Source organism: Pseudoalteromonas sp. HM-SA03 (genome assembly GCF_002289345.1).
In the GTDB taxonomy this organism is placed as follows: domain Bacteria; phylum Pseudomonadota; class Gammaproteobacteria; order Enterobacterales; family Alteromonadaceae; genus Pseudoalteromonas.
The window spans coordinates 1-208 of record NZ_NSDG01000123.1 but is presented as its reverse complement, the minus strand read 5'-3'; the positions used below and the strand labels follow the sequence as shown (position 1 = coordinate 208).

The window sequence follows — 208 nt, the reverse complement described above, 5'->3', positions numbered from 1 at the left end:
GAGCCAATCATAGGGCACATGAAACAAGACGGTCACTTAGGGCTTAACCGCTTAAAAGGAAAGCTCGGTGACAAACTGAATGCAGTGCTTGCGGGTGTAGGCCAAAACTGCCGTAAAGTTCTAGCCCAACTGCGGCTTTTTTATGTCTGGATTTTATATCAGCTATTAGCGGTAAAAAGCGCAGTGCAATAACAGAACTGTCGATAAA

The 208-nt window shown here is 44.7% G+C and carries 1 pseudogene; it reads left to right on the top strand.

Annotated features, from left to right (window positions below):
- Positions 1-192 (top strand): annotated as a pseudogene (locus CKO50_RS24145) (IS5/IS1182 family transposase); the annotation flags it as partial.
- Positions 193-208 lie beyond the last annotated feature (16 nt).